Here is a 1,475-nt window from a genome sequence, read left to right on the forward strand (position 1 = left end):
GGCGGGTGGTGGTTCGGACGGTGCCGGACAGGATCGCGGTGGCCACGCCGAGGGCGGTCGGCTCCGCCAAGGCGCGGGTCAGGTATGCGCCCGGGCCCTCGGTGTAGCGCTCCAGGGCCTTGCGGAACAGCTGCTCCTTGTTACCGAAGGCCGCGTACATGCTCTTGGCGGAGATGCCCATCGCCTCGGTCAGGGTGGCCAGGCTGGCCCCCTCGTAGCCGTGCTCCCAGAAGACCAGCATGGCGCGCTCGAGAGCTTCGTCGGCGTCGAATCCTCGGGGGCGGCCGATGGGGCCGCTCTGTCTGGTCTCCACCCCCGCAGCCTATCTCTTCTGCATCGATCGCTGCGGAAGTGCTACCTTTCGACTTCCGCAGCGATCGCTGCGGAAGTCGAAAGAGGTTGTTCCATGGGGCTACTTGAGGGTAAGACCGCTCTCGTCACCGGCGGCAGCGCCGGAATCGGCCTGGCCAGTGCCGTACGGCTGGCGGACGAGGGCGCGCACGTGTTCATCACTGGCCGGCGCAAGGCCGAACTCGACGCGGCCGTCGCCGTGATCGGTTCGGCGGCTACCGCAGTGACCGGCGACATCTCGAACGCGGCCGACCTCGACCGCCTCTACGAGACGATCCGCAGCCGCGGACGGGGCCTGGACATACTGTTCGCGAACGCCTCCGTCGCCGCGTTCGCAACGCTTGAGCAGGTCACCGAGGAGCACTTCGACACGCTCTTCGGCATCAACGTCCGGGGCACACTGTCCACCGTTCAGAAGGCACTGCCGCTGCTCAACGACGGCGCCTCGGTGATCTTGAACGGCTCGACCAACGTGGACGCCGGCTCGGAGGCGTTCGGCGTGTACGCGGCGACCAAGGCCGCCACCCGATCGTTCGCCAGGACCTGGGCCAACGAACTCAGGGGGCGAGGCATCCGGGTCAACACCATAACGCCCGGCCCGACCGACACACCAGGGCTGTCGGGACTCGCCCCCGACCCGGAGCAGGCCGCCGGCCTGAGGCGGCAACTGGCGGCCCGCGTGCCGCTGGGCCGGCTCGGGCGCCCGGAGGAGATCGCCGCCGCCGTGGCCTTCCTCGCCTCCGAGCAGAGCAGCTTCATCACCGGTTCGAGCCTGTACGTCGACGGCGGCCTGAACCAGATCTAGGTCGACGGCCGCACAGCCGGCGAGGACTCGCTCCCACGGGCGAACCGACAGCCTCGATCGCGAGACGGCGGAGATCAAGCCGCTCGGCGGGTGGTTGGAGACAGCGGCCTACGGAGGCCAGGCGTAGCCGAGCTGCTCGGCGAACTCCCTCGAGCCGCCGACGACTTCGGCGCCGACGCGGGGGTCGGTGGCGGTGAGGTCGGCGAGGAGAGTCTCGGGGTCGGCCAGCGGGAGGGCGCGGCGGAACTGGAGCCAGGGCGCGCCGGCGTGGCCGGTGGGGCGGTGGAAGAAGAGGAGGTTGAGTCGGGTGGGGTCGGCC

2 protein-coding genes and 1 pseudogene are annotated in these 1,475 nt (G+C 70.2%); 1 reads left to right on the plus strand and 2 read right to left on the minus strand.

Annotation, left to right across the window (positions count from 1 at the left end):
- Positions 1-313, minus strand: a 313-nt coding sequence (locus tag E1265_RS36200) for a TetR/AcrR family transcriptional regulator (protein ID WP_132935170.1), incomplete at its 3' end; no start/stop codon positions are given.
- Positions 314-406: 93 nt separating this feature from the next.
- Here E1265_RS36200 and E1265_RS36205 point away from each other — a divergent pair.
- Positions 407-1,156, plus strand: a complete 750-nt coding sequence (locus E1265_RS36205; protein ID WP_132935171.1) for an SDR family oxidoreductase — start codon at positions 407-409, stop codon at positions 1,154-1,156.
- A 108-nt stretch (positions 1,157-1,264) separates the two neighbouring features.
- Here the strand turns inward: E1265_RS36205 and E1265_RS37680 are convergent.
- A pseudogene (locus E1265_RS37680) lies at positions 1,265-1,475 on the minus strand (hypothetical protein); the annotation flags it as partial.

The organism is Streptomyces sp. 8K308, from assembly GCF_004348315.1.
Lineage (GTDB): Bacteria > Actinomycetota > Actinomycetes > Streptomycetales > Streptomycetaceae > Streptomyces.

What these genes read in the sequence shown, in the direction of transcription:
- E1265_RS36205 (WP_132935171.1), top strand. Translation starts at nt 407, where the DNA reads ATGGGGCTACTTGAGGGTAAGACCGCTCTCGTCACCGGCGGCAGCGCC.